Raw genomic sequence first — 21,047 nt, forward strand, 5'->3', positions numbered from 1 at the left:
CCCATAAACCATGTACTCAGATCAGCAACTCGCCTTTGTCGACATCGAAACCACCGGCGGCCGCACCACCAGCGACCGCATAACCGAAATCGCTGTCGTCTATACTGAAGCCGGCCAACAGCAGCTCTTCCATACCCTGCTTAACCCCGGCACCAGCATTCCACCTTTTATTCAAGCGCTCACCGGCATCAGCAACCAAATGGTAGAACAGGCACCATACTTTAATAACGAAATTGCCAGCCAGCTTGCCACCATCTTCAAAGATCGCATCTTCGTTGCCCACAACGTACGCTTTGATTACGGCTTCATTAAAGCCGCCTTCAAACGACTCGGCCACACCTTTAATCCGCAGCAACTGTGTACCGTCAAACTGTCACGCCTGCTCTATCCCGAACACAAACATCACGGCCTAGACAAAATCATCGCCCGCCACAAAATCGACATGCACAACCGTCACCGTGCCTTTGCCGATGCCCGTGCCATCTACGACTTCTGGCAGCAACTCAAACACAACTTTTCAGCCGACACCCTGCAACAGGCCTGCAAAACCATCATGCAGCGCCCCAGTCTGCCCGCCCACCTCCACAGCGACATCCTGAAAAACATCCGCGACGATTACGGCGTATACCTCATATACGGCGACAACGACCTGCCCCTGTATATCGGCAAAAGCAAACAAGTCAAAACCCGCCTGCTGAGCCACTTCAACCAGGATGTGCACAACAGCAAAGAAATGAGCCTGTCACAACAGGCCAGAAAAATAGACATCATCCCCTGTAGCGGCGAACTGGATGCCTTGCTAACCGAATCAGCACAAATCAAACAGCGTCAACCCATCCTTAACCGCCGCCTGCGCCGCCAGAAAGACCTGTTTAGCTTCAGGGTCGACACCAATGCGCACGGCTACGACACCTTGAGTATCGTCCCCATGCGCCATGTTCTACTTAACCAGCAGCAGCGCTACTACGGCCTGTTTCACAGTAAAAGCGATGCCCAGAAAACCATCAACAGCACCATCAGCAGCACCGACCTGTGCCTGCAAACCCTCGGTATCGAAAAAGGCAGCAGCAACCGCCCCTGTTTCCGCCACCAGCTACACCAGTGCAGCGGCGCCTGTGTCCACAAAATCAGCGCCGACATGCACAACCTCAAACTGGCATTGGCCTTACAAAAAATCAAACTGGCCGCTTGGCCATTTAATCACTACGCCTACGTCAAAGAAAAACAGAAATACCACATCTTCCATCACTGGATTTATCTGGGTAGCGCCAGCAATAGCGACGAACTGCACACCATCCTCAGCCAACCACAAGGCCAGCTGGATCGCGACGTCTACCAGATCATCCAGCAACACAAACACCGCCTGCAAACCCTGAACCCCTCCCATGTTTGCCCTGATTGACGGCAATAACTTCTATTGCTCCTGCGAAAGAGTTTACCGCCCCGAGCTCAGACAACAGCCCATCATCGTACTCAGTAACAACGACGGCTGCGTCATCTCACGTTCCAACGAAGCCAAAGACATAGGCATCAAAATGGGCGTACCCTACTTTCAGATTCAGCATCTCATACAACAAGGCAAACTAACCGTTTTTTCATCCAACTACGAACTGTATGCCGACCTATCACGGCGCATGATGAGCACCATCGCTTCCCTTGTGCCCGCCATCGAAATCTACTCCATCGACGAATGCTTTGCCGACCTGCAAGGACTAAGCAACCTGCACCAGATTGGACACAACATCCGCAACCGCATCCAGCAATGGGTTGGCATACCCACCTGCGTCGGCATTGCCCCCACCCGAACACTGGCCAAATTCTGTAACCACCTAGCCAAACGCCACCGCCACCATTTCAACGGCGTTGTCGTCTGGACAGACTGGAGTCACAACATCCAGAAACGTGCCCTTGCCAGCGAACCCGTCACCGAAATCTGGGGTATTGGCCGCCGAATCGGCCACAAACTAGCCGCACAGGGTATCCACACCGCCCTTGACTTCATCAACGCCCACACTCCCACCCTGCGCAAACAGTTTGGCGTTGTACTCGAACGTACCCAGCGCGAAATGCAGGGTATCCCCTGTAGCGAACTTATCATTGAAGAAGCCAACCGCCAGAACATCGTACGCAGCCGCAGCTTCGGCAGAATGGTCACCAGCCTCGAAGGTCTGCAAGCAGCCATCAGCCACCACATCACCGCTGGCGCCGCCAAACTGCGCGAACAGCATAGTCAGGCACATATCATCGGCGTATTTATCTACACCAACCGCTTCCGCCACGACCTGCCCCAATACAATGGCTACCAATTCATCAAACTGCCACATGCCAGCGCCGACAGCATCACCCTGAATCGCATCGCCCAGAATTTACTGCGCCGCATCTACCGCCCCGGCTACGAATACAAAAAATGCGGCATCGAACTGGGCGGCATCGAACCAACACATCACTTCCAACAACTGGATTTACTCTGCCCCAGCCAACACAACCACCGCCCCGAACTGATGGTCGCATGGGACAACATCACCAACCACTACGGCCGCAATAGCATCCAACTGGGTAGCGAACTGCAATCCAACCACTGGCTCATGACCCGTGCCCAACTTAGCCCCTGCTACACCACTCAGATAACTGACTTAGCTGTAATCACCAGTTAAAAATACACACGAATTAAACCATAGTAAATTTTTATATAAAAATAACTAAATATCAGCTTATCTAGCAATACAGCAATAATTTATTTAAACAAATTCTATAACTGGGAAATCTGTGCAATAAATGCCTTTTAAATTTGGCTAATCTGGAACCTTCTATTTTTTGTTTCACACTCCCTGAGCATCAGAATCCACCATCCCGCATTCTAAAAAATTTCCAAATTTCTTTATTCCGTTAAATATTCATCTCAATTTTCTAGTCCAGAAATCTTGATTCATTAAGAAAAAGAAGAATAAGTACAACATACTAATACCAAAAACATTCAGGTACGTAAAATCACAGTTTTTCCGGATCAGAAAACAATATCCGGTTTACTTGGCAAGACAAACGCATAAAACATGAACCAAGAAGCATTTTCTACAACTATTTACACACCAAAATTTCCAGTTCGGTATTTTGCCCTGATGTGTGACAAATAGAAGGAGTACTTAACGAGAGAGTGAACAGCCATAGCTAAACAGTATTAATAAAATTTAAATACCCTCACTTAATAACAGAAGCCAACAGACCGTCTTAATTCCTACATTAAAAGATATTGAAACAGTCACAAAAGCTTATAAAATGAGTCTATTTTCTACAGACTTCTTCTAAGCAGAAGAGTATTTAATATTATTGCTTGTAAAAAATCAGAAGAGTTATTATTTGATCTTATGAGATATCATCAATAACCACAATTTAAACATCATATATGAAAGCACTGATTTCAATCGATTACACCAATGACTTTATCGCAACAGACGGCGCGCTTACAACCGGAAAAGCCGGACAATCAATTGAAAACGCGATGGTGAATTTAACCAAAACCTTTATGGAACAGGGAGATTTCGTAGTATTTGCCATAGATGCACACAAAGCAGATGATAATTATCACCCTGAAAACAAACTTTTCCCACCACATAATGTCATCGGTACTCAGGGGCAAGAATTGTATGGCGTACTCAAACAACTATACAGACAAAATCAAACCAACCCACAAGTATACTGGCTGAATAAACGCCATTATTCCGCTTTCAGCGGCACCGATCTGGATATACGCTTGCGCGAAAGAAATATTACCGAAATACATTTAACCGGTGTATGCACCGATATCTGTGTGCTACATACCGCCGTAGATGCCTATAATCTGAACTATAAAATAGTCATACATCAGAGTGCCGTTGCCAGCTTCGATTCTATCGGTCATGAGTGGGCATTAAAACATTTTCAAAACACTTTAGGTGCAACTATTGTATGATGATTTAATTTTGATAACTGAAATTAAAAGGAATAAACTAATATATTTCTAAAATAAGAGAAAATTATAACAATACTATTAAGTATAAGTGATGAAACTAATAAATATGTATAATTATATAATGTATTGTTTTATATATATGGACATATATTAATTTTTAACTTAATCTATTATTTATTGGCAATTAGTATTTAATTATTTTAGTAACACTAAGATAATAAGGAAAACAGGATTTGAACAAATATAATTTACATCTATTAATTATATCCATATTTTTAATACCATTATCTATCTATTTAGTTTATCCAGGCATAATATATGGCGACACATATAATCAATATTATCAAGCGTTGACCAATAACTATGAAGATTGGCACCCTCCAATATTAAGCCATATATGGCGCATTCTGTTAATTACAACAGGTACTAAGTATTCTTTATATGCTATATTAATTATTATCAATAGTCTTTCACTGGTATTATTATTATCAAACTTAAAAAAAAGGTACGTTGTACTACTTTATTTAATTTTATATTTTTCACCTTTATTTTTTAGTTATTTTGGCTGGGTTTATAAAGACTTTTTTCTTGCAACATTAATATTATTGATTAGTGGACTATTACCAATATATCTAAAGCATAAAAATATAATATTTAGAATTATATTAATACTTTTGTTAATCTTCACCTCTCTTTTTAGGGCAAATGCAGCTTTCATAACTGCTCCAATAATAATGTATTTAGCTTTTTCCAATTGGAATAAAAAAATCATATGTTATTCTGTTTTATTATCTATTTTATTAGTTTTAGTTCAAAGTCCAATAAACCATACAATACTTAAAGCACATAAAAATTATCCAATAATATCCCTAAAAGTATTTGATATTTCAGGCATATCTCATTTTAGCAAAATAAATTACTTTCCTATTGGTCTTTCAGATCATGAGAAAGATATGGTACTGGGAAAATGTTATTCGTCAGAATTATGGGATAACTATGCAGGATGGGGAAAATGTAGTTTTCTTCTCAACAAATTAAATAGTGGTAATAATATAAAATCTGTCAATGAGTTACTGACAAAACAATGGATAGCTTCTATTAAGAAACATCCATATTATTATATTAAGCATCGTATCAGTCATTTTATAATATTTCTCACAAACCATAATTCATATGGATATGGTTTAGATTTGGGCTTTTACGATGCTAGCAAAGATAACGAAAAAACTTATGAACCTAAATCCCAAAAATTTGAATCCATTTATAAAAAAATATTTTTGAATAAAAATAGCTTATTCTCCTATACGCTTAGTGGTCTTCCATGGCTATTAGTCTTAATCATATTATTTATAAAAACATTTAAGAAAAATTTTGATTTTAATTCACAACACTATAAATTGATTAATTGTCTTTGCTTTTCCGGTATTTTTTATATAGGAATGTATTTGTTTATTGGTGTTGCCAGTGACTTAAGATATTTATTACCATCTCAGTATTTAGGCATAGCAGCAATAATATATTTTTATACTTATAAAATAAAGGATACAAAGAAATGAATGTGGCAGTCTTAATACCATGTTATAACGAAGCCATTACTATTGAAAAAGTTATAAATGATTTTCGTAAGGCCGTCCCCAACTCAACTATTTATGTTTATGATAACAATTCATCTGATGGTACAAAAGAAATTGCAAAAAATACTGGAGCCTTGGTTAAAGAAGAATATATTCAAGGAAAAGGAGCTGTAATCAGAAAAATGTTCGTAGATATTGATGCGGACTACTATATCATGGTTGACGGTGATGATACATATGATGCCCAAATAGCGCCAAAAATGTTGGAATTAGCTATACAAAACAACTATGATTTAGTTAATGCTATTAGAATAGAAACTGAAAATAATGCTTATAGGTCAGGTCATAAACTTGGTAATAAAGTAATCACGGGAGCAGTAAAAATATTATTTGGCAATCGAGTTCATGATATGCTATCAGGATATAAAATTTTTTCTAAGCGATTTGTAAAGTCATTTCCTGCAAATGAAAAAGGCTTTGCAATTGAAACTGAAATAGCCATACATGCTCTCCAATTGAATGTAGCTATTGGACATATTGAAGCTCCTTATAAAGGAAGACCAGAAGGCTCTACGAGTAAATTAAATACCTACAAAGACGGTATGCGCATCTTAATGCTGATCATCAAATTATGTAAACATGAAAGGCCATTATTATTATTCGGTTTTATTTCAACGATATTCATAATAATATCGCTTATATTATTCACTCCAATTTTAATTAATTACTATAATACTGGTTTAGTTCCAAGATTTCCTACATTAATAACATCTATAGGAATTGGAATTGTAGGTATTATTACTTTTTTTTCTGGACTTATTTTAAATACAGTCACCAAAGGTATAAAAGAACTTAAATACTTGTGTTTTTTAAATGTTAAATAAATTATAAAATTTATAAATGAAATAAAAATTCAGGTAGCTTCTTAGCTACCTGAATAATAAGAATACACTTAATATAATTAAAAATTAAATATTATTCTTTAAATAAACTTAAAAATTTATTAGAACAAACCTATCTATTTGCTTATTTTGTAAACATAGATCTAAATAATTATGATGAATGATAAAGTTAATACATAAAAAATAAAATTTATTTCTCTCAGTAGTAATACGATAAATTTCAATAAATGCTTTTTATCAAAAATCAACCCAATATTTTTATTATTCCGATGCATTGAGTACATTCAAACATTACTTATTCCAATATATTTTAAGAATAGCTGAACAATGAAATAATTATATTTAATGTGTAATTTTTATTATAAAACAATAATTTTTACGTGTTAGGTCAATTAAACCCACATATTTAAAACCAATTAAAATTAACTATATAATTATTTAAATCAATCAATACAATCGAAAATATCTTCCGAAGACAATGGCCAGAAATCAAAGTAAATTTTTTTTGTCCTAACGAAATCAGATAGCTTTATACAATATTCATAAGTACTCTTCTTTAAAAAATATGAATATTTGCCGAATTACTGGCAACTGATCACAGCATAATTATTGATATACATTAGACAGAATAAATAATAAACAGAATTTGAAAACAAAAAAGCCAACATTAAATATGTTGGCAGTAATTTGGTGGGTCGTGAGCGATTCGAACGCTCGACCAACGGATTAAAAGTCCGCTGCTCTACCGACTGAGCTAACGACCCTTTGGCTCCCCGACCAGGGCTCGAACCTGGGACCTGCGGATTAACAGTCCGTCGCTCTACCGACTGAGCTATCAGGGAAAGGAAGAGCGAATTATAGGTGGCGTTGCGCACTTCGTCAACCCTTTCGTTCTAAATAGACATTATCTTTAATGCAAACCACTGGAAATAATATACATTTAATTTTTGAATTTCATAAAACATGGGAAGTATTCATGTGTAAAAGCTGATGGATTAACTGAATAACTATTGAGTGTAATTTAAGAAAATATTTTGAAAGAAATTTAGCCGGTTTCTGATAGCAGATTTCATATTTAAACAGCACTGTTGTATTAATATATTGAATTGAATTGATTTGGTTCAGAATAAAAGATTTTTGCCAAGCTAAAATTTTGGCAAATATAAAACCGGCTGTAACCATACGTACTCAAAATCAGCCAAAATTAACTGTCGAATTTTCATACCCTAATGTGTGATAATTTTGCTAATTTTTTGAAATTAATATGAATAGTCAGCAAAGCCGGTTCAATAAAGGCAGTATTCAATTTCTATATGTGGGTTAATGTTCCAATTATTGAGACATTAGATAACGATGCACTGAGACCAAACCAATTTTCTTTTTCCAGCCACATACATTTTACTCTACAAATAACTCAACTTTTCGTATTCTATTATGCTAATACTATGGATAGGCGTAATCCACAATCAGAGGAGCATGATCAGAAAACTTAACATCTTTGTAGATGCTTGCTTGCTGCGCACAGGCTGCCAGATTTGGGGTGGCCAAATGATAGTCTATACGCCAGCCTACATCTTTTGCATAAGCCTGCCCTCTATTGCTCCACCATGTGTAACCGGGTATTTCCGGATACAAGGTGCGCCAGATATCGACCCAGCCCAGTTCATTGATTACTTGACTTAGCCACTGGCGCTCTTCCGGCAAGAAACCTGAATTCTTCAGATTACCCCGCCAGTTTTTTATATCAATATTTTGATGAGCTATATTCCAGTCACCGCAAATCAGAATATCTCGTTGTGATGTCTGCAAGTCTCGCAGTATTGGCAGAAATTTATCCATAAAACAAAACTTAGCCTTCTGTCGCTCTTCTGAACTACTGCCAGAAGGCATATATAATGAAATAACTGTCAATTGACCAAAATCTGCACGCACGTATCGGCCTTCTTTGTCAAAATCCTCCCAACCTAATCCAATTTGAATAGCATCCGGCTGCTGTTTACTATATATAGCCACACCACTGTAACCTCGTTTAAGAGCGGTATGCCACGCCCCATGCATGCCCAGTGGATGCTTCATCTCTTCTGTCATATCAGCTTCCTGCGCCTTTAGTTCCTGTACACACACGATATCTGCCTGAGCCAGAGCAAGATAGTCAATAAAACCTTTACTGGTGGCAGAACGTATTCCATTAACGTTGGCAGAAATGATGCGCATCCGCATGTCCTTTCGTTTGATGATAAAATTTAAAGCTTAAGTTTTTGTATTCCATTTTATCATTAAGGATAGTTATGTCTGATTTTCGTCAGGATTTTCTGCATTTTGCCTTGCAACAGAAGGTTTTAAAATTTGGCCAGTTTACTACTAAAGCGGGCAGACAAACGCCCTATTTTTTCAATGCCGGTCTCTTTAATGATGGCTATAGTATTTTGCATCTGGCACGGTTTTATGCTCGTTCTATTCTGGAAAGCAAAATTGAATTTGATATGCTGTTCGGACCAGCCTATAAAGGCATTATTCTGGCTGCGGCAACGGCGATGATGCTGGCAGAACGAGGACGTAATGTACCTTACGCATATAACCGTAAAGAAGCCAAAGATCATGGTGAAGGTGGTGTATTAGTTGGTGCACCTTTACAGGGGCGCGTACTGATTATTGATGATGTCATTTCAGCTGGTACTTCGGTTCGTGAGTCGGTAACAATTATTCAGCGTGAAGGGGCAACTGCTGCCGGAGTAGCCATTGCACTGGACCGAATGGAAAAAGGCCAAGGTATGCAATCTGCTGTTCAGGAAGTACAGCAGCAATATCAGATTCCAGTGTTGGCTATCGCTACTCTGGATGATTTGCTTCGTCTATTGGAAAATGATTCAGCTTTGGCTAGTTTTCATCAGCCGGTGACTGAATACAGACAGCAATATGGTGTGTAAAATTTGTCTGGTTCTAGCAAAAAGGATTGCATGAATGATTCATACAATCTTATGTTTACAATTTGATTATCTTTAGCTGGTATTGACCAGATGAATGTTGAACAATTACTTAGTCATTATGGCTATATGGCCATCTTTATTGGCAGTATTCTTGAAGGTGAAACCATTTTGACCTTGGCTGGCTTTTTTGTGCATAAGGGTTATCTGCTATTTTTACCTTCTATATTATGTGCTGCCGGTGGTGGTATGCTGGGAGACCAGTTGTGTTTTTTTCTTGGTCGCTATTATGGTACGCGTCTAATACAACATTTTCCTAAATTGGATCCAATGGTACGGAAAACTGACCGACTTCTTTGTAAACATAGTTCATTGATTATTGTTGGGGTACGTTTTATGTATGGACTGCGGATCGCTGGTCCCATAGCCATTGGTATGAGCAAAGTACCTTTCCGCCGCTTTATTCTGCTTAATTTACTGGGCGCATTGATCTGGGCAACTATAATAGTAAGTTTCGGCTATGTATTCGGACAATCTGCACAGTGGTTGTTTACTCAGTTTGAGCAATATACTGAAATTGCTTTAGTTGTTGCTCTGTTGATAGCTGCAATAGTTCTGGCTGTTTATCTTTATATTAAACATCGGCACAGTAAACAAGACTGATTTATTTTTCGCTAAGCAGGTGTATGCAACCTATATAAAATGTTTAACTTGAATAATTGATTGATTCAAATTTTTTTTCAATATAAGTAAGTAAGTAAGAAAAAACCCGCATCAGCGGGTTTTTTCTTCTAAATTCAGATTCTAAACCTAAATTAGAATGTGTGTTTTAAGCCTACACCAAAGGCGGTAGTTTTGTCTTTACCATTACTTTCGCCGTTACCTTCGCGCAACCAGCCTGCTTGTACGTTAGCGGTTGTACTTTTAGAGAATGCATAGTCAGCACCAAGTACAACCTGATCGTATTTGGTATTTTTCTCTTTGGTACCGTTGATTTTTACATCCCAGCCATGGACATAGGAAATTTTCGGGAAAATATTACCAAAGTAGTAGCCTACTGTCAGAGCAGCTTCCTGACCCTGATTGTCCATAGTCAAGCGATGGTCACCAACATCAACTTTTTCTTTTGTAGCCGGATCTACGATACTCAGATTGTTCAGGCCACGGAAGTAAGAGCTGGTATTTTTGGTGTATTGATAGCCCACACCAACAAATAAGTTGTTAGCATCGTAACCGCCTTCAATACGGTGTACCTGTCCATCTTTCATATCTTTTTTTAGACCATCTACTTTAACAGCAGAGTTTTTCAGGTAATCAAAACCATATTTTGCAAAATAACCAGCATTCTGATAATTCACTCCAACACTATATTTATCGCCGGAGCCAATACCATGATCGTATTCAGCATTGCGATCGCCGCCATTAACGTTATCGCGTGGAGAATATAAAGCGCTTAATTTGAAGCCAGCAAACTCTGGAGAATTGTAAGCAATACCTACATAACGTGCTCCAGTACGGGTAAATTTACCCAAACCTAAAACCTGGTTGTTGTATTCCCAAGGATCCACTGCATCCATATTGGCCTTCATGGCATTACTGATGCGACCAGCTCGGACCGTACCGAAATCCCCTTGCAATCCGATGAAAGAGTCACGGTTAGCCCAACCATCAGCTTTACCATCATTGTTACCCAAATGAATAGCAGATTCTACCTGCCAAATAGCTTTCAGACCGTTACCTAAATCATCAGAGCCTTTAAAGCCAATTCTTGAACCATAGTCAGCAATACCATTCTGGTATGGACCACGGCTTTCTCCGCTGGTTTTAGTGGAAGAAGTTTCATAGCCTGCTTTCATTTGGCCGTACAAAATAACCTCTGCCATAGCAGCAACCGGTAATGTAGTTAAAGCTAAAGCAATCAGGGTTTTTTTCATTACTGTATTCCTAGTTTCAACGTCAATAATACAAACCTCAAAAACCAAATGAAGCACTTTTGAAGTTTTAGATCAATCGTCAAAATGACGAGTGTGCGGAATATAAAGGTCGGATATTAAAAAAGCAAACCTTCAGATTTGATTTCGAGCATGAGAAAATTCTACTGGTAACTGATTAAGTAAAATACGTATAAATAAATATCAGAAATGTTTTTAAATAGTCGTAATAACCTTTGAATTGATATTTAGATGCACTGATTCATGCATTATGTTCACACTAATCACCATCTGAAGTATATTTTTAGATATTTGAAAATTTTTATTTAGAAAAGTCAGTTACAACACTTTTATTACGGTTTTTGATAAGCAATATTGAATCTTTAGCTGATACCTAGGCATATATTAAAACTACAAAGTGCTTATCAGAAAATTCTTATTTATAAATCGTTGCTGATGATTAACTATTCAACATAAATTTGTAGATTGCAATTTTTATTACATATTAGTAAGTAAAATTGATTGAGGAAGAAATATATTCTCTTTAATTGACAATATAAAAATTAAATATCCCAGTACAGAAGATAATGACCATTCAGATGAATGATTTACATGAAAAATCATTAAATATACATAGACACTTTCTTATTGTACTAATGATTTTATATTGATGTTACAGTACAGCCTTTAAGTGTGGATAGGCTTTTCTATTTTCAAAATTCTAATCAATATTTATTCTTATATTACTTGATGAATATAACAACTACTAATGAATAAAGAAACTATTCGATCTACTATGCTCTACAATAGATATTCTGACTGATAGATTTAATAAATAAATTTTATATAAATTAATCCCCGACTAAGAACAGTTTTTAAGTGTTCTACTGTCGGGGATTAATTTTAAATACTAATCAGTATGTATTAACAACCAATTAGAAAGTGTGTTTCAAGCCAACACCAAAGGCAGTAGTTTTGTCTTTACCTAAGCCTTCGCCGTTACCTTCACGCAACCAACCAGCCTGTACATTAGCGGTAGTGCGTTTAGAGAAGTCATAGTCAGCACCTAACACAACCTGATCGTATTTAGTGTTTTTCTCTTTAGTACCATTAACTTTTACATCCCAGCCATGAGCATAAGAGATTTTCGGGAAAATGTTACCAAAGTGGTAGCCAACAGTCAGAGCGGCTTCCTGACCCTGATTGTCTTCAGTCAGTTTGTGATCACCAACATCAAGTTTTTCTTTAGTAGTTGGGTTAACGATACTCAGATCATTCAAACCACGGAAGTAAGAACTGGTATTTTTGGTGTACTGATAGCCAACACCAACAAACAAGTTGTTAGCATCGTAGCCACCTTCAACACGGTGAACCTGACCATCTTTCAGGTCTGATTTCAAACCATCTAATTTAACAGCAGAGTTTTTCAGGTAGTCAAAACCGTATTTAGCATAGAAACCAGAGTTGTGGTAGTTCAAACCAGCACTGTATTTGTCACCAGAACCGATACCACGCTCGTATTCTGCGTTACGATCGCCACCATTCACGTTGTCACGTGGAGAGTACAAAACGTTGAAGCTGAAACCAGCCCATTCTGGAGAATCATAGGCGACACCAACATAACGGGCATCGGTACGGGTGAATTTACCCAGACCTAATGCTTCATTGTTATATTCCCAAGCATCTACAACGTCCATATTAGCGTTAATGGCATTGCTGATACGACCAGCACGGATAGTACCGAAATCAGTTTGCAGACCTATGAAAGAGTCACGGTTAGCCCAGCCATCAGAACCGCCATCACTATTACCCAAATGAATACGGGATTCTACCTGCCAGATAGCTTTCAAGCCATGGCCAAGGTCTTCAGAACCTTTGAAGCCGATACGTGAACCATAGTCACCAATACCATTCTGGTATGGGCCACGTGATTCACCGCTAGATTTAGTAGAAGAAACTTCATAGCCTGCTTTCATTTGGCCATACAAAACAACCTCAGCCATAGCGGCAACCGGCAAAGTGGTCAAAGCCAAAGCAATCAGGGTTTTTTTCATTGCTGTATTCCTTTTCTATGTCGAAAAAACAAACTTCAAAAACCTAATGAAGAGCTTTTAAAGTTTTGCATTAATCGCCGCGTTAGCGATTTCATGGCTGTCAATATAATGCTTTAGTTGCAAAAAAACAAATTCATTTGCAAACACACAACACTTTTAGCAACCTGTACCGCGACAAATAACAGTTAATCCACTATATAATTCAATAAAATCATATATTTATTTTGATAATAATACATTAAAATAATTTATTATTCTTTTTTAAAGTGTTGTAGTTTTTCAACACATTAATTGAAATAAATAATCATATTGGGCAGTTGGCATGTTATGAATCAGACAAATCTTATGTATTTTGCTACTGATTTTATCACTAGGTAGTTTTCACCATACTTTTAACTACCAAAATCGTCAACCCATAAAGACACGCCGAAATTCTGCCCGTTTCGCTAAGTCTTATTAAACGAGCAGAATTAAGATTATCAAGTTCAAGATAAACAAATCTATATTCTAGTTTCAATCTGTTCCAGTTTGACAGGTGTACCTTGCACTGCGTCTGGTTGACTCTGTAATCTATCTTTGCGTCGTAATTTAGATTGAGTGGAACTTTCACTATTATCGGAGACAATAATATTTGTACTGGTTTCAACCAGTATCAGCCCACCCAATTCGGCAATTTGAGACAATTCTATTTCTGCTGTTTCAGGGATGCTTACAATCAACTGATCGGCTTCTGGCTGTTTAGTTTGTACGGTAGATGCTGTGCCTAATTTTACCGGTTTATCAGAGGTCGCAGAATACTGAACTGACTCCATCTGAGCCAGAACATGAGTAATCACATTCTTAGCTTGTGCTACTGCCCGCTGTACCAAGATATTGTCATCTATATACGGATGAGCTGACTGAACTGAGCAATCAGCAGCTTGATTTCCAATATTTTCAGGATGAAGTACGTGCTCAGTAGTCTGCAGCACTTGCGCAGCTATAGCATGGATATCAATATTGCGGCTGATTTTACGTGCTGAAATGATGTAGCTGCGTTTTTTCTTACCATTCTGTCGCCGGCTGTTTTTATCATGTCGTGATTTATGGCGTTCATTTTTTGCCTCTCCGCCCGACAAGGTAATAATCAAGGGATCAGTTGTCTGAGTTTCGTCAATTATTTCAACATTATTTACTTGCTGGGCTGGAACTTCATTTTTGCCAGAAGTACGCTGACGACGACGGCGAGAATTATTTTGCTCATGCCTGATACTACTGCTTTCCTGACTGATTTCGGATGACGTTTCCGTCTGAGATAAATCATATTTGTCAGAACGTTTTTCTTCACGACGATTACGCTGCTCATTTGCAGTACGAACTGCCGCTATGTGAGTTGCTTGTGTTTTATTTTCAGAATAATGCTCGCTTTTTTTAGCTATTTCGGCATTTTTAGAGAGACGGCTAGTGCGCGACTGTCGGCGTTCGTGTGGCTGATTTTTCTGCTGTCTGGATTTAATAGTTCTTTCAGCATGAGAAGCACTTGGCGAAACTGGAACGGCTGGTTTTGCACTGAAAAGATTACCCAGCCATCCTGAAAGTTTTTTCCACATACCCGGTGCAGTATCTTTTTCTACAACTACCTTCTCAATAACCGGAGCCGGCTGGGTATGATGTATCCCTTTCACTGCTGCTTCAGGTCTAACAGGTTTGTTCTGTCCAATTGAAAATGGTAGTTCACCAATGTTTTCAGGTTCCTGCACTTGATGGTAACTGGGAACTGTATTTTCTTCTATGTTATCAGTACGAACACGTATAACACTGTAATGCGGGTTTTCGAGATGAATATTCGGAATCAGTAACACGCATACATCCAGCCGCTCTTCCAATCCGAATAACTCAGCACGCTTTTCATTTAAGAGAAAAGTAGCCACATCTACCGGTACCTGTACGCGTACTTCGGCAGTGTTATCTTTCATTGATTCTTCCTGAATGATGCGGAGAATATGTAATGCTGTTGATTCAATACTACGAATGGAACCAGTACCGGCACAGCGCGGGCAAATGGTATGGCTACTTTCACCAAGAGAAGGCTTCAGACGTTGTCGCGATAATTCCATTAAACCAAAACGCGACAACTTAGCCATCTGTACCCGTGCACGATCTTTTTTCAAGGCTTCGCGCAAGGTGGTTTCAACATCACGCTGGTTTTTACTATTTTCCATGTCTATGAAGTCAATCACAACTAATCCGCCAAGATCACGTACGCGCATCTGACGGGCAACTTCTTCGGCTGCCTCCATATTAGTTTTGAATGCTGTGTCTTCTATATCTGCTCCACGGGTGGCTCGGGCAGAGTTTACATCAATGGAGACTAACGCTTCAGTATGATCAATGACGATGGCACCACCGGACGGGAGGGCAACTTCACGGGAAAAAGCAGACTCAATCTGCTGTTCTATCTGAAAACGAGAAAAAAGCGGAGTATGGTCAGTATAATGACGTAAGCGACTAATATATGCCGGCATCACATAGGACATGAACTCACGGATCTGATCATATACTTCCTGCGAATCAATCAGTATTTCTCCAATATCAGGCTGGAAGTAATCGCGTATGGCACGAATAAGTAGTGAGCTTTCCATAAACAGCAGATAAGGTTTGTTGTGCTGTTGTGCGGCCTGCTCAATGGCTCGCCATAGCTGTACCAGATAATTTAAATCCCATTGCAATTCTTCTGTACTGCGACCAATACCGGCAGTACGTGCAATCAGACTCATACCACGCGGGGTATCCAGCTCACTCATAGCCTGCTTGAGTTCCTGCCGATCTTCACCTTCAATTCGGCGTGACACACCACCACCTCGAGGATTATTGGGCATCAATACCAGATAGCGTCCGGCCAGGCTAATAAAAGTGGTTAGCGCTGCACCTTTGTTCCCTCGCTCATCCTTTTCCACTTGTACAATGACTTCTACGCCTTCGGACAAGACATCCTGTATACGAGCCCGTCCACCTTCATAATTCTGAAAATAGCTGCGCGATATTTCCTTGAATGGTAAAAAACCATGGCGATCTGTGCCATAGTCAACGAAACAAGCCTCCAGTGAAGGTTCAATGCGAGTAATGATACCTTTGTAGATATTGCCTTTACGCTGTTCCTTACCCAGTGTTTCGATGTCAAGATCAAGTAGACTTTGTCCATCTACAATAGCCACGCGCAATTCTTCTGCCTGCGTGGCATTGAATAACATTCGTTTCATGAATACCTCGTTATGTGCACTGACGAGGCGTTGTAATTAGTATTTGACACCCGTAGCCTTGCCAGATTGTTTTATATACGGCAAATTAAGCAGGCTTTCATCATAAAGAAGGTATAAAGAGCGTTTTGACTATTCAGTATCATTATGCTTTCTGAACAGCATGTACTGGATAATTTTACAAACAATCCAAGCACTTAATCGGGGGAGCCAGTCTTCTGTTATTCAGTCAGGTGCTTGGGCTCAGTAGCGGCTGCGTTATCCGGTTTTGTCCTGCCCGATGACGTCTGAAGCCGTGGCTTGCCACCTGATGGAGTCAAACTTAATCACTAACCCTTGCTGCCGAGGGCTGGTCAGCAACATGGGGAAATACGCCTGCAACAGTGCGTTTTTCCAGTAAATACGTTAACATTTCATTGTTTGCAGCCAAAAAACGATTACATGCGTTTTTCAGCTCCGGGCCAAATGCGCCTTTTTTATGGTTCAGTCTTGCTTGCCGTGAATACTTACGGCGAAAACAACTGATGACTTTTATTTATTTATAAAAGCTTACGGATTATAAGCAATATGACGGTTTTAAGCAAAGATTCAGTGCAGTTTTTATCTGTCGGTGCCGAAAGTGCTGGACAGCGACTAGATAATTATTTGATACGGGAATTAAAAGGTGTGCCAAAGAGTCATATACAGCGCATCATCCGCAGTGGTGAGGTTCGTTTGAACAAAAAACGCTGCAAAGGAACTGACCGAATTGCCGTTAACGATGAAATCCGTTTACCACCCATTCGTGTTGCCGACAGAATGGCTTGCCCTGATTATTTAGCAATTCCAGCACATGAATTTGAAATCATTTATGAAGACGATGTTTTGCTGGTTATAAACAAACCATCCGGCGTCGCGGTTCATGGTGGTAGCGGCGTTAGTTTTGGTGTTATTGAGCAGCTGCGCCGTGCCCGTCCTGATGCACGTTATCTGGAACTGGTACACCGGCTGGATAAAGACACTAGCGGATTGCTTATGATTGCGAAAAAACGCAGTGCTTTGGTTAAGTTGCACGAATCAATCAGACAAAACCATCCACACAAGGTCTATCAGGCACTTTCAGTTGGATTTTGGCCAGAAAAAGTACAACATGTAAAACTCCCTCTTATAAAATACACTGGGGTTCAGGGTGAAAAAATGGTACGTGTTACCGGCAATAATCAGGAAGGTCAGCGTGCACATACTCTGTTTCGTGTACTGCAAAGGTTTGCAGGACAGCAGCTATACGCTACAGGAATTAAATCTCTTACCTTGATGGAAGCTACGTTGAAAACAGGCCGCACTCATCAAATACGTGTACATATGCAATCGCAACAGTGTCCGATTGCTGGTGATGAACGCTATGGAGATTATCAAATAAACAAACGCCTGCAAAAAGCAGGGTTGAAAAGAATGTTTTTACATGCATCTGAATTAACACTTCCTCATCCGGTCAGTGGCGATATATTACAACTTATCGCCCCTTTACCAGATGAGTTACAACAGTTTTTGCTCAGTTTACCATCTGCTCCAGATTAGGATTATCCGCCCACATTTAAACCGATTTCGGTTTTTAAAATGTTTGCTGTTGTAACCAATTTTTAAGCTGAGCACCGCATTTGTCATGTCGCAGGCTGTATTCTATAAATGTTTTCATATAACCAAGCTTATCGCCGCAGTCATGTGAATAGCCCTGTATAACAAATGCATCTACTGCTTCCTGCTGCATTAATGCAGCTATAGCATCAGTCAGCTGAATTTCACCACCTGCCCCAGGCAATGTTTTTTCCAGTAGCGGCCAGATACTGGCAGAAAGAACGTAGCGGCCAACGACAGCCATATCAGATGGAGCCTCTTCCAGCGCAGGTTTTTCAATAATGGCTGTCATAGCTATACTACATCCTTCCTCGGCCTGTTGCTGATGACAATCCACTATACCGTACTTGTTTACTTCACTCAGCGGCACGCGCTCAACCATAATCTGGCTACGTTGTGTTTCTCTGAAATGCTTTACCATCGCTGCCAGATTATCTGATGCCAGATTGCAGGCACTTTCATCTATGAGTACATCCGGCAGTAAGACGGCAAATGGTTCGTTACCAATCACAGAACGCGCACACAGCATAGCATGACCCAGTCCTTTTGCTTTACTTTGTCGTACCTGAATAATTTGAACATCAGGAGGCAGCACGGCACGGGTTTCTGCCAGTAACGCAGTTTTACCCTTGTTCTGTAACTGCGTTTCCAACTCAAACGCAGTATCGAAATGATTTTCAATTGCGGTTTTAGAAGCATGGTTAACCAGCACAATTTGCTTAATACCCGCTTGTGCACATTCCTTTACGATATACTGAATTAACGGTTTGTCTGCCACCGTTAGCATTTCTTTAGGGATGGCTTTTGTAGCCGGCAACATTCGAGTTCCTAAACCAGCAACTGGGATAACTGCTTTCATCTCTTTTTCCATTCTTGCAAATCAATCACTTATATGACATTCACGAGGATAACGATTTGTATTCAACTTATAATATAAATACTGTTATATATTATCTGAATAATAAGTAATTTTTATTGGTTGAAAATTTTTCGCGGTTAAATATATAGTACAACTATTTATTATCCAATTCAGTCAATACAGTAAACACCTCTGCCACAGCCACTGCACCCGGATCAGGTACACTGACTAGATTCTGTTTGTTAACATAAGATGAACGCCCAGCTCCGGCTTTATGCATATCTGCGGTTTTATCAGCACCCTCTCTAGCAGCCTGTACCGAAGCCTTAATACCATGTTGTTGCCAGCTTTGCAAAGCCGGCTGTAAAGCATCAATCAAAGTACGGTCACCTAAATCGGCACCGCCATAATGTTTCATCTGTGTCAGCCCGTTTAACAATGCTTCTATCAGCGTACTTCCCTTTTGTAAATGCTGTCCGGCAGCAGTGAAGAAAATCGACATCAGCACCCCGCTTGACCCCCCCATGACTACTGCAAGTCGCTCACCGATACACAGTAATAACTGTGGCAAATCGTTAAGTGGCAACTGCTGCTGTGTCAGCTGTTGTGCTATAGCATGAGCACCATGCGCAAAAGTGGTACCTGTATCACCATCACCTACTTTAGCATCCAATGCATTAAGTCGACTTTCCAGTCCAATGAGTTTATCTGTTATGGCTGTAATACAAGCAGCAGCCAAAGCATTTTCAGATGGCTTGTATTCAGACTGCTTTAATACGGGCTGGCAGGTAAGCTTTTTTAAAGGTTTTAAAGCAACCGGCTTCTGCCATCCTTGTGTTTCTACCGGAGCATTCAGTGCCTGAACAAAATAATCATTTAATCTGAGTACAGAAAGGGAGAAACCTTTCATATCCAGCGATGTAACCATCGGAGCAGGACCAATCAGCCAATCAGTCTGCTCACTGATCGAGGAATGTGCTACTTCACGCGTTAGCAAAGCCATTTCCAGAGATGACACTCCACCGAGATTATTGATCAAAACGGCAAAACGCCCCTTACCAGCCGAATGCTGTAAAGACTTCACCAAATTATCGATAAGAATTTTGCTGTTTTGAGTATTAACCACCGACGCACCGGGTTCACCATGTATACCTAATCCAAGCTCTACCTGCCCGTCTTTGATCCGTGTTTCTTCCATATAGTCTGGCAGATGACAGGTTTGCATGGCCAGACCCAGACTCCAAAGATTATCACAAGCCTGTTGAGCCAATGCGCGAACCTGTGCTAGTGACTTTCCTTCCTCAGCAGCATAGCCTGCAATTTTGTGAACGAGCACCGTGCCTGCCACACCGCGTGGCTGGCGATTTTCCGGCAGGGAAATATCGTCAGCCACAATGACCATTTCCACTTTCAAGCCATGGCTTTTGGCTTTTTCTGCTGCCAGTCCAAAATTTAATCTGTCCCCAGTATAATTTTTCACAATCAGCAAACAACCCTGTTCACCAGTGACAGCTACAATGGCGTTAAACACAGCATCAACACTCGGGGAAGCAAACAAATCACCGCATACAGCCGCCGTTAACATACCTTTGCCCACAAACCCAGCATGAGCCGGTTCATGTCCCGAACCACCGCCGGAAATTACAGCTACACGGCTTTTATCCCAGTCATTGCGAGCCACTATTCTGATAGCCGGATCAGTATCCAGCTTGACAAGATTGCCATGTGGTGCAGAAATCACCAAACCTTCAATGGCTTCATCAATTAATTGTTTACGATTGTTAAAAAAGAATCTGGACATGATTTTCCAAAATGATTATGAGTATAGACAACAGGCAATATTCGAATCAAAAAATTCATAAGGTCGAAAAAAATATTTACTGCTTTCCTTATATCAAACTTCATCGGCATTTAAAGCAAGACTCTTATCAAAGATAGATATATAAATTTAATATACTGAATCCATTTTTTCTGCCACAGTAGTATCTTGCTTTAATTTATATTGCC

At 39.8% G+C, this 21,047-nt stretch carries 14 protein-coding genes and 2 tRNA genes; 8 read left to right on the top strand and 8 right to left on the bottom strand.

Translation table 11 applies throughout. The features are described 5' to 3' along the window. Positions 1 to 10: 10 nt before the first annotated feature. The 5 genes from ABU615_RS04645 to ABU615_RS04665 all read left to right on the top strand — a co-directional run bounded on the left by ABU615_RS04645 (position 11) and on the right by ABU615_RS04665 (position 6,404). On the top strand, positions 11 to 1,402 hold the full coding sequence (locus ABU615_RS04645; RefSeq protein ID WP_370389291.1) for an exonuclease domain-containing protein: 1,392 nt from the start codon (positions 11 to 13) through the stop codon (positions 1,400 to 1,402). Next, positions 1,386 to 2,654 carry a Y-family DNA polymerase gene (locus ABU615_RS04650; RefSeq protein WP_267408522.1) on the top strand — a complete coding sequence of 423 codons (1,269 nt, stop codon included), beginning with the start codon at positions 1,386 to 1,388 and terminating at the stop codon, positions 2,652 to 2,654. The genes ABU615_RS04645 and ABU615_RS04650 overlap by 17 nt, the downstream gene beginning before the upstream one ends. 746 nt (positions 2,655 to 3,400) lie before the next feature. Further along, complete coding sequence (locus ABU615_RS04655; protein WP_267408523.1) at positions 3,401 to 3,946, top strand: cysteine hydrolase family protein; 546 nt, start codon at positions 3,401 to 3,403, stop codon at positions 3,944 to 3,946. A gap of 233 nt (positions 3,947 to 4,179) precedes the next feature. Next, complete coding sequence (locus ABU615_RS04660) at positions 4,180 to 5,502, top strand: hypothetical protein (protein ID WP_100151776.1); 1,323 nt, start codon at positions 4,180 to 4,182, stop codon at positions 5,500 to 5,502. Next, entirely contained in the window at positions 5,499 to 6,404 is a 906-nt protein-coding gene (locus ABU615_RS04665; RefSeq protein ID WP_370389292.1) for a glycosyltransferase family 2 protein, read from the top strand. The genes ABU615_RS04660 and ABU615_RS04665 overlap by 4 nt, the downstream gene beginning before the upstream one ends. A 706-nt stretch (positions 6,405 to 7,110) precedes the next feature. On the opposite strand, the gene ABU615_RS04670 is transcribed toward ABU615_RS04665, so the two are convergent. The 3 genes from ABU615_RS04670 to ABU615_RS04680 form a co-directional block, all read right to left on the bottom strand. Next, positions 7,111 to 7,186: transfer RNA gene (locus ABU615_RS04670), tRNA-Lys, on the bottom strand. 2 nt (positions 7,187 to 7,188) lie between these two features. Continuing rightward, positions 7,189 to 7,264, bottom strand: a tRNA-Asn gene (locus ABU615_RS04675). 601 nt (positions 7,265 to 7,865) lie between these two features. Further along, complete coding sequence (locus ABU615_RS04680) at positions 7,866 to 8,636, bottom strand: exodeoxyribonuclease III (protein WP_370389293.1); 771 nt, start codon at positions 8,634 to 8,636, stop codon at positions 7,866 to 7,868. Positions 8,637 to 8,710: 74 nt separating this feature from the next. On the opposite strand from ABU615_RS04680, the gene pyrE reads away from it, so the two are divergent. Next, entirely contained in the window at positions 8,711 to 9,349 is a 639-nt protein-coding gene (gene pyrE, locus ABU615_RS04685; RefSeq protein WP_370389294.1) for an orotate phosphoribosyltransferase, read from the top strand. 90 nt (positions 9,350 to 9,439) lie between these two features. Then, on the top strand, positions 9,440 to 10,009 hold the full coding sequence (locus ABU615_RS04690) for a DedA family protein (protein ID WP_267392175.1): 570 nt from the start codon (positions 9,440 to 9,442) through the stop codon (positions 10,007 to 10,009). Between the two features lie 152 nt (positions 10,010 to 10,161). Here the strand turns inward: ABU615_RS04690 and ABU615_RS04695 are convergent, their stop codons facing one another. From ABU615_RS04695 to ABU615_RS04705, 3 genes are all read right to left on the bottom strand, one after another. Further along, positions 10,162 to 11,280 (bottom strand): porin, encoded by a 1,119-nt coding sequence (locus tag ABU615_RS04695; protein ID WP_267408527.1) that lies wholly within the window; start codon positions 11,278 to 11,280, stop codon positions 10,162 to 10,164. A gap of 932 nt (positions 11,281 to 12,212) precedes the next feature. Further along, the gene (locus ABU615_RS04700; RefSeq protein WP_267408528.1) at positions 12,213 to 13,331 is read right to left on the bottom strand and encodes a porin; all 1,119 of its coding nucleotides are present in this window, start codon (positions 13,329 to 13,331) and stop codon (positions 12,213 to 12,215) included. Positions 13,332 to 13,831: 500 nt separating this feature from the next. Beyond that, positions 13,832 to 16,570 carry a ribonuclease E/G gene (locus tag ABU615_RS04705; RefSeq protein ID WP_370389295.1) on the bottom strand — a complete coding sequence of 913 codons (2,739 nt, stop codon included), beginning with the start codon at positions 16,568 to 16,570 and terminating at the stop codon, positions 13,832 to 13,834. 564 nt (positions 16,571 to 17,134) lie between these two features. Here ABU615_RS04705 and ABU615_RS04710 point away from each other — a divergent pair. Continuing rightward, the gene (locus ABU615_RS04710) at positions 17,135 to 18,124 is read left to right on the top strand and encodes an RluA family pseudouridine synthase (RefSeq protein WP_370389296.1); all 990 of its coding nucleotides are present in this window, start codon (positions 17,135 to 17,137) and stop codon (positions 18,122 to 18,124) included. Positions 18,125 to 18,158: 34 nt separating this feature from the next. Here ABU615_RS04710 and galU read toward each other — a convergent pair whose 3' ends face one another. Together galU and ABU615_RS04720 are read right to left on the bottom strand one after the other, a co-directional pair. After that, positions 18,159 to 19,040: a UTP--glucose-1-phosphate uridylyltransferase GalU gene (galU, locus tag ABU615_RS04715; RefSeq protein WP_367487055.1), complete on the bottom strand. Its 882-nt coding sequence runs from the start codon at positions 19,038 to 19,040 to the stop codon at positions 18,159 to 18,161. A gap of 154 nt (positions 19,041 to 19,194) precedes the next feature. Continuing rightward, the gene (locus ABU615_RS04720) at positions 19,195 to 20,841 is read right to left on the bottom strand and encodes a dihydroxyacetone kinase subunit DhaK (protein ID WP_370389297.1); all 1,647 of its coding nucleotides are present in this window, start codon (positions 20,839 to 20,841) and stop codon (positions 19,195 to 19,197) included. Between the last annotated feature and the right edge of the window lie 206 nt (positions 20,842 to 21,047).

This window comes from Snodgrassella alvi (assembly GCF_040741455.2).
Taxonomy (GTDB): domain Bacteria; phylum Pseudomonadota; class Gammaproteobacteria; order Burkholderiales; family Neisseriaceae; genus Snodgrassella; species Snodgrassella alvi_E.

Excerpts from the sequence above, each read along its gene's own strand:
- ABU615_RS04645 (WP_370389291.1), top strand. The coding sequence starts at position 11 with ATGTACTCAGATCAGCAACTCGCCTTTGTCGACATCGAAACCACCGGC.
- ABU615_RS04650 (WP_267408522.1), top strand. The coding sequence starts at position 1,386 with ATGTTTGCCCTGATTGACGGCAATAACTTCTATTGCTCCTGCGAAAGA.
- ABU615_RS04655 (WP_267408523.1), top strand. The coding sequence starts at position 3,401 with ATGAAAGCACTGATTTCAATCGATTACACCAATGACTTTATCGCAACA.
- ABU615_RS04665 (WP_370389292.1), top strand. The coding sequence starts at position 5,499 with ATGAATGTGGCAGTCTTAATACCATGTTATAACGAAGCCATTACTATT.
- ABU615_RS04680 (WP_370389293.1), bottom strand. The coding sequence starts at position 8,636 with ATGCGCATCATTTCTGCCAACGTTAATGGAATACGTTCTGCCACCAGT.
- pyrE (WP_370389294.1), top strand. The coding sequence starts at position 8,711 with ATGTCTGATTTTCGTCAGGATTTTCTGCATTTTGCCTTGCAACAGAAG.
- ABU615_RS04690 (WP_267392175.1), top strand. The coding sequence starts at position 9,440 with ATGAATGTTGAACAATTACTTAGTCATTATGGCTATATGGCCATCTTT.
- ABU615_RS04695 (WP_267408527.1), bottom strand. The coding sequence starts at position 11,280 with ATGAAAAAAACCCTGATTGCTTTAGCTTTAACTACATTACCGGTTGCT.
- ABU615_RS04700 (WP_267408528.1), bottom strand. The coding sequence starts at position 13,331 with ATGAAAAAAACCCTGATTGCTTTGGCTTTGACCACTTTGCCGGTTGCC.
- ABU615_RS04705 (WP_370389295.1), bottom strand. The coding sequence starts at position 16,570 with ATGAAACGAATGTTATTCAATGCCACGCAGGCAGAAGAATTGCGCGTG.
- ABU615_RS04710 (WP_370389296.1), top strand. The coding sequence starts at position 17,135 with ATGACGGTTTTAAGCAAAGATTCAGTGCAGTTTTTATCTGTCGGTGCC.
- galU (WP_367487055.1), bottom strand. The coding sequence starts at position 19,040 with ATGAAAGCAGTTATCCCAGTTGCTGGTTTAGGAACTCGAATGTTGCCG.
- ABU615_RS04720 (WP_370389297.1), bottom strand. The coding sequence starts at position 20,841 with ATGTCCAGATTCTTTTTTAACAATCGTAAACAATTAATTGATGAAGCC.